The sequence below is a fragment of the Mycobacterium sp. E342 genome (genome assembly GCF_001667665.1).
Classification (GTDB): domain Bacteria; phylum Actinomycetota; class Actinomycetes; order Mycobacteriales; family Mycobacteriaceae; genus Mycobacterium.
This window is the reverse complement of sequence record NZ_LZJM01000163.1, coordinates 1-7,371: the sequence shown is the minus strand read 5'-3', so window position 1 is coordinate 7,371 and position 7,371 is coordinate 1. Positions and strand designations below refer to the sequence as shown.

Sequence of the window (7,371 nt, the reverse complement as noted above, 5' to 3'; positions counted from 1 at the left end):
CACCCCGCCCGATCCGCCGATGCCGATGGTCAGGCTGCACGCCAGCATCTTCCCGGCGGCGAGGACCACCAAGAACCACAGCGCGTAATGGCCGGCGAAGGCGGCGTACATCACCGGGTAGCCGACTCCGTAGAGCTGCGGCATCGCCAGCAGCAGCAGGCCGAGCACGATCCCGCCGACCGCCGGCCGCGCCCAATCGGGGCGCTCGCCCCACACCCGGTCGCATAGGTCCTCGGTCTTGTACAGGACGTTCTTGAACAGGATGCCGATCAGCCCGGCGATGGCCGCGAGGAGCGCGACCAGCAGGTAGTTGGCGATGTGATTCAGTTCGATGCCGGCGGGCAACTGGGTCAGGAACGGGGCGGAGCCGAAGAAGACGCGGGCGACCACGTCGGCGACCATCGACGACAGCATGATCGTGAAGATCGCCTCGACGGACAGTTCGCGCAGGATTAGCTCGACGGCGAAGAACACCCCGGTGATCGGGGCGTTGAAGGTGGCCGAGATGCCGCCGGCGGCGCCGCAGGCCACCAACACCCGCAGCCGGTTCTCCGGCATCCGCACCCATTGGCCGAAGCCGGACGCCAGTGCCGCCCCGATCTGGACGATCGGCCCCTCACGGCCGACCGAGCCGCCCGTGCCGATGCACAGCGCGGAGGCCAGCGCTTTCACCACCGTCACCTGCGGACGAATGCGGCCGCCGTTCTCCGCGACCGCGATCATGACCTCGGGGACGCCGTGGCCGCGAGCCTCCCTGGCGAACCGCGAGATGAGCGGCCCGTACAGCAGCCCGCCGATGACGGGGATGACCACGAAAAAGCCTATTCCCAGCCAGGGCAAATGGTCGCTGCCCACCCAGCCGTCCTGGCCGAATTCGTCGTGTCCGGTCGCCAACCAGGTGAAGCCGTAGATCAGGTACCGGAAGGCCATCGCGCCCAACCCGGCGCCGAGCCCGACGAAGATCGCGACGCAGAACAACCCAAGCCGGTTCGCGCGCAGCCAGCCCGCGAATCGGCCCACCGCGATGGCCACCGGCCGGGTCGCGCGGACGGGGTCGGCGGCCATCGGTTTCTGCCCCATCCACGCATCCTTCCCCCGACCGCCGCACTTTGCCCGTTGACCGACTCGGGACGGCAAAACGCGACGACCATCTCCCACAGCAAATATTGCACTACGCAATCATCTGGCTTCCGCCAGGTCGGCACCCGGAATAATCGGACCGCGGTCCGGTTATACGAGTAGTTCTCATTACGGAGGTCCACATGCCCGCCATCACCGCAAACACCCTCACATTGCCGCGCGTCGGAGCGGCCGCGCCCGCCGACACCGAGCGGCCGGTCCGGTCGACCACCACCGGGCCGCGAGGCTACGAGGGCGAGGGCTTTCCGGTCGTCCGGGCCTTCGCCGGGGTCAGCGCCGCCGCCCTCGACCCCTTTGTACACATGGACCAGATGGGCGAGGTGGAGTACCAACCGGGCGAGCCGAGGGGAACGGACTGGCACCCGCACCGCGGGTTCGAGACCGTCACCTACATGATCGACGGCAAGTTCGCCCACCAGGATTCGCACGGCGGTGGCGGCCTGATCACCGACGGCGCGACGCAGTGGATGACCGCCGGTTCGGGCATCCTGCACATCGAGACGCCGCCCGCCGAACTGGTCGACAGCGGCGGCCTGTTCCATGGGATCCAGTTGTGGGTGAACCTGCCAAAGCGGGACAAATTCGCGCCGCCCCGCTACCAGGCCATCGAAGGGGGCGACGCGGCGTTGATCGCCTCCGACGACGGCGGAACGCTGGTCCGCATCATCGCCGGCGAGATCGACGGTCACCGCGGGCCCGGCGTCACCCACACGCCGATCACGCTCGCGCACGCCACGATGGAACCCGGCGCCCGCATCAACCTTCCCTGGCGGCGCGATTTCAACGCGCTGATCTATGTCCTGTCGGGCAGCGGATATGTCGGTCCGGTCGCTCACCCGATTCACGCGGGGCAATTGGCGGTGCTCGGGCCCGGAGATCGGATCACCGTGGGCGCCGACCGGGCACAACAATCGGCGCGCATCACGGCCATGGATGTGCTGCTTCTGGGGGGCCAACCCATTCGCGAGCCGGTATTTCACTACGGGCCTTTCGTGATGAACTCCCGGGCGGAATTGGTCGAGGCTGTGCAGGACTACCAGGCCGGGAAGTTCGGCAGCATTCCGCCAAATGCCCTGATGCCGCACCATGGCGGTGGCACACTTTAACGATGCCGTCAGGGGTGAGCCGCCGACCGGGACGGCCCCCTGCGGCAAAGGCCGACGAGACGCGACAGCGGATCATGAGGGCCGCTCGCCTGGTGTTCAGCGAACGCGGCTACGACGGCGCGACGTTCCAGGCGATCGCGGCCCGCGCCGACCTGACGCGGCCGGCGATCAACCATTACTTCTCCAGCAAGCGGGTCCTCTACCGAGAGGTGTTGGAGCAAACCAACGAAGCCATCATCGGGACCGGGATCAGAGAGGCTGAGCGGGAAGCCACACTGCCGGCGCAGCTCGCCGCGTTCATTTCTGTTGCGGTGCGCGCCAATTCCGACACTCCCGCCGGGTCGGCGTTGATTATCACCGGAGTACTCGAGTCGCAGCGCCATCCGGAATGGAACACGACGGAAAACGATTCTGTCCGGATCGTCCGGGAGTTTTTAGTCCGGGCCGTCAATGCTGCAATCGGGCGGGGTGAGGTTCCGGCCGATTTCGACGCGTCGGCGTTGGTCGAGGCACTGGTTGTCCTGATGTGCGGGGTGGGTTTGTACGCCGGCTTCGTCCAGACCCCAGAGGCTCTGCTGGCCATCACCGGGATGATGCGCCGACTGCTCGAAGGCGCCTTCCGGGTGTCCGACGCGTAGCCGCAGTGAAGTTGACCACAAAGCGTATAGGCTAACTAACTTATCCCGGTAGCATGGCCGGGTCATGACTGACCTGGACGCGTCGATACCGCCTTCTTTGCGATCAGCCGGCGACACCTGGACCATCACCGAACTCGTCGGTGCCACCGCGCTCGGCGTCGCCGCGTCGCGCGCCGCGGAGACCGCGGGAGACGATCCGCTGATCCGTGACCAGTTCGCCGGCATATTGGTCTCGTCCGCGGGTCCCGCATGGGCGCGGCTCGCCGACCCCGCGTTGGCCTGGCTCGACGGCGATGAACAGGGACGCCGCGCGCACCGCATCGGTATCGACTACCAGGCCGTGCGGACGCACTTCTTCGACGAATACTTCGACGAGGCCGTCAAGGCCGGGATCCGGCAGGTGGTCATCCTGGCGGCCGGGCTGGACTCCCGGGCCTACCGCTTGAAATGGCCGGACGGCACCGCGGTGTACGAGATCGACCAACCCAAGGTGCTCGAATACAAAACCGGAATCCTGCAGCAGCACGGTGCCGTTCCCACGGCGAGTCGCCGCCCGGTTCCCATCGATCTGCGCGACGACTGGCCGGCGGCGTTGGCCGCGGCCGGATTCGACCGCGCTCAACCGACCGCCTGGCTTGCCGAGGGCCTGCTCCCGTATCTGCCGAGCGACGCGCAAGATCGCCTCTTCGAGATGTTCACCGCTCTCAGCGCCCCGGGGAGCCGGGTGGCGATCGAGGCGTTCGGCTTGAACTCCCGGAGCAATTCGCAGCGCTGGCTGCGGATGCGGGAACGGCTCGGGCTGGACGTCAACGTGCAGGCGCTGACCTATCACGAGCCGGACCGTTCGGACGCCGGCCAGTGGCTGAGCAACCACGGCTGGCAGGTGGAGACCGTGGACAACCGCGAGGAAATGGCCCGGCTGGGCCGCCCGGTGCCCGAAGACCTGGCCGAGGAGGCGGTCCGCAGCACGCTGCTGCGGGCGCGTCTCGGTGAGCCGGCTTCCTAGAACTGTCGCCCTTTCGCCTTACGACCCGAGGAGCAACGCGATGAGCTCACTGCGCACCCACGACGACACCTGGGACATCAAGACCAGTGTCGGCAGTACGGCGGTCATGGTGGCCGCGGCCCGGGCCGTCGAAACCGAACGGCCCGACGCCCTCATCCGCGACCCCTACGCCAAACTTCTGGTGACCAACGCCGGCGCCGGGGTGTTGTGGGAGCACATGCTCGACCCCGACGTCGCGGCCAAGATCGAAGCCCTCGACGCCGACTCCGCGGCGCAGCTCGAGCACATGCGCGGCTACCAGGCCGTGCGCACCCACTTCTTCGACACCTACTTCAACGACGCCGTCGCCGCCGGAATCCGGCAGGTGGTGATCCTGGCGTCGGGCCTGGACTCGCGCGCGTACCGCCTCGACTGGCCCGCGGGCACCGTGGTGTACGAGATCGACCAGCCCCAGGTGCTCGAGTACAAATCCACGACGCTCGCGGAAAACGGCGTGACCCCGTCGACCGATCGCCGCGCGGTGGCCATCGACCTGCGCCAGGACTGGCCGGCCGCGCTGCGCGCGGCGGGCTTCGACCCCACGGCGCCGACCGCGTGGCTGGCCGAGGGCCTGCTGATGTACCTGCCGGCCGAGGCGCAGGACCGGCTGTTCACGCAGATCGGCGAGCTGAGCCCGGCGGGAAGCCGCGTCTCGGCGGAGACCGCGCCCGCGCACGCCGACGAGCGCCGGCAGCAGATGCGTGAGCGGTTCCGCAAGGTCGCCGACGAGCTCGGCATCGAAGAGACGGTCGACGTCGGGGAGCTGATGTACCGCGACGAGCACCGGGCGGACGTCACTGACTGGCTGAACAACCACGGCTGGCGCGCGCAGGCGCAGCGCTCGACGGACGAGATGCGCCGGCTGGGCCGCTGGATCGAGAACGTCGCGCTGGCCGCCGACGACGACGCCTTCTCCGACTTCGTCGTGGCCGAGCGGCTGTAATTCCCCGCCCGCGGGACGGCTCCCGCGACCTACCGATCTTCCGAGCCGCCGGCGTCGGCGCGACGGTCGTGGTGGTCGGCCGGATCCTTTCTACTGCTCTCCCAACCGGATGGTTAGGATCGCGGTTATCACCCACGAGCGTCGCGCGCCGGGAGCGCGGACGCCTCCGGGATGACCGAAGCAGGGAAGGACAACGATGACCACCGAATCGGTTACACCCACGACATCCGCCACCAATGGGGCGCCAGGCCCGCAGCCGGCGAACATCCCCGCGACGGTGGAGCGGCTGCGCAAGACCTTTGCCACCGGCCGCACCCGCGACATCGAGTGGCGCAAACGGCAATTGCTGCAGCTGGCCAAGCTGATGGAAGAGAACGAGGCGGCCATCGCGGACGCCCTCGCCCAGGATCTGGACCGCAGCCCGTTCGAGGCGTTCATCGCCGACGTCGCGACCACGGCCGGCGAAGCGAAGTATGCGGCCAAGCGGGTGCGCAGGTGGACGCGCCGGAAGTACCAGCTGCTCGAGATGCCGCAGCTGCCCGGTCGCGGCTGGATCGAATACGAGCCGTACGGCACGGTGCTGATCATCGGCGCGTGGAATTACCCGTTCTACCTGACGCTGGGTCCGGCGGTCGGCGCGATCGCCGCGGGCAATGCCGTCATCCTCAAGCCCTCGGAGATCGCCGCGGCGTCGGCGCACCTGATGGCCGAGCTGGTGCCCAGATACCTCGACAACGACGCGATCGTCGTCGTGGAGGGCGACGGTTCGGTCAGCCAGGAGCTCATCGCGCAGGGCCTGGACCGCGTGCTGTTCACCGGTGGCACGGAGATCGGCCGCAAGGTCTACGAAGGCGCCGCACCCCACCTGACGCCGTGCACGCTGGAGCTCGGCGGCAAGAGCCCGGTGATCGTGGCGGCCGACGCCGACGTAGACGTCGCGGCCAAGCGGATCGCCTGGATGAAGCTGCTGAACGCCGGCCAGACCTGCGTCGCCCCCGACTATGTGTTGGCGGACGCCAAGATTCGCGACGAGCTGGTGAACAAGATCGGCGCGGCCATCACCAAGTTCACCTCCGACAAGCCCAACGGCATGCGGATCGTCAACCAGCGTCAGTTCGACCGGATCAGCGGCTACCTGGCCGGCGGCGACGGCAAGGTCATCGTCGGCGGCAAGTGCGACCCGTCGAGCCTGCGGATCCAGCCCGCCGTCGTGGTCGACCCCGACCCGGACGGCCCGTTGATGCAGAACGAGATCTTCGGGCCGGTGCTGCCGGTGATCACGGTCCAATCCCTGGACGACGCAATACGTTTCGTCAACTCCCGGCCCAAGCCGCTGTCGGCCTACCTGTTCACCAAGACTCGGGAGACCCGCGAGCGGGTGATCAAGGAGGTGCCGGCCGGCGGCATGCTGGTCAACCACCTGGCCTTCCAGGTGTCGACGGCCAAGCTGCCGTTCGGCGGTGTCGGCGCATCGGGTATGGGCGCCTATCACGGGCGCTACGGTTTCGAGGAGTTCAGCCACCGCAAGTCGGTGTTGACCAAACCGACCCGGCCCGACCTGTCGAGCTTCATCTACCCGCCGTACACGGCGCGGGCCTTCAAGATGGCCCGCCGGATGTTCTGAGACCTCGAATCGCTTATCACGACGTCGTTTTCACCTGAGAGAGGAACCTGATGCCAGGAGTGCAGGATCGCGTCATCGTCGTCACCGGAGCCGGTGGGGGGCTGGGCCGTGAATACGCGCTGACCCTCGCCCGTGAGGGCGCCAGTGTCGTCGTGAACGACCTCGGCGGCGCCCGCGACGGCACCGGCGCCGGCCACAACATGGCCGACCACGTCGTCAACGAGATCAAGGAATCGGGTGGCCGGGCCGTCGCCAACTACGACAGCGTCGCCGAACCCGAGGGCGCGGCCAACATCATCAAGACGGCGCTCGACGAGTTCGGCGCGGTGCACGGCGTGGTGAGCAACGCGGGCATCCTGCGCGACGGCACGTTCCACAAGATGACCTACGAGAACTGGGACGCCGTGCTCAAGGTGCACCTGTACGGCGGCTACAACGTGCTGCGCGCCGCCTGGCCGCATTTCCGCGAGCAGAGCTACGGCAGGGTCGTCGTCGCCACCTCCACCAGTGGCCTGTTCGGCAACTTCGGGCAGACCAACTACGGCGCGGCCAAGCTCGGCCTGGTCGGCATGATCAACACGCTGGCGCAGGAGGGGGCGAAGTACAACATCCACGCCAACGCCGTCGCGCCGATCGCCGCCACCCGGATGACCGAGGACATCCTGCCCAAGGAGGTGCTCGAGAAGCTGACGCCCGAGTACGTCGCGCCGGTGGTGGCCTACCTGTGCACCGAGGAAAACGCCAACAACGCATCGGTTTTCGTCGTTGGCGGGGGCAAGGTGCAGCGAGTGGCGCTGTTCCAGAACGAGGGCGCCAACTTCGACAAGCCGCCGTCGGTGGAGGACGTCGCCGCGCACTGGGCCGAGATCGACGAC

The 7,371-nt window shown here is 67.9% G+C and carries 7 protein-coding genes; 6 read left to right on the top strand and 1 reads right to left on the bottom strand.

Going from position 1 to position 7,371, the window contains the following annotated elements; translation table 11 throughout:
• A partial coding sequence (locus A5692_RS11755) for a chloride channel protein (RefSeq protein WP_197514431.1) occupies positions 1-1,080 on the bottom strand: 1,080 nt, incomplete at its 3' end.
• Positions 1,081-1,262: 182 nt separating this feature from the next.
• Here A5692_RS11755 and A5692_RS11750 point away from each other — a divergent pair.
• From A5692_RS11750 to A5692_RS11725, 6 genes are all read left to right on the top strand, one after another.
• Positions 1,263-2,246, top strand: coding sequence for a pirin family protein (locus tag A5692_RS11750; RefSeq protein WP_068056099.1), 984 nt, complete (start codon positions 1,263-1,265; stop codon positions 2,244-2,246).
• Between the two features lie 2 nt (positions 2,247-2,248).
• Complete coding sequence (locus A5692_RS11745) at positions 2,249-2,884, top strand: TetR/AcrR family transcriptional regulator (protein WP_082962613.1); 636 nt, start codon at positions 2,249-2,251, stop codon at positions 2,882-2,884.
• Positions 2,885-2,948: 64 nt separating this feature from the next.
• Positions 2,949-3,890 carry a class I SAM-dependent methyltransferase gene (locus tag A5692_RS11740; protein WP_068056095.1) on the top strand — a complete coding sequence of 314 codons (942 nt, stop codon included), beginning with the start codon at positions 2,949-2,951 and terminating at the stop codon, positions 3,888-3,890.
• Positions 3,891-3,939: 49 nt separating this feature from the next.
• Positions 3,940-4,872, top strand: coding sequence for a class I SAM-dependent methyltransferase (locus tag A5692_RS11735; protein WP_156766043.1), 933 nt, complete (start codon positions 3,940-3,942; stop codon positions 4,870-4,872).
• 196 nt (positions 4,873-5,068) lie between these two features.
• Complete coding sequence (locus A5692_RS11730) at positions 5,069-6,496, top strand: aldehyde dehydrogenase family protein (protein ID WP_068056089.1); 1,428 nt, start codon at positions 5,069-5,071, stop codon at positions 6,494-6,496.
• A 50-nt stretch (positions 6,497-6,546) separates the two neighbouring features.
• The coding region (locus A5692_RS11725) for an SDR family oxidoreductase (RefSeq protein WP_068056104.1) at positions 6,547-7,371 on the top strand (825 nt) is incomplete at its 3' end.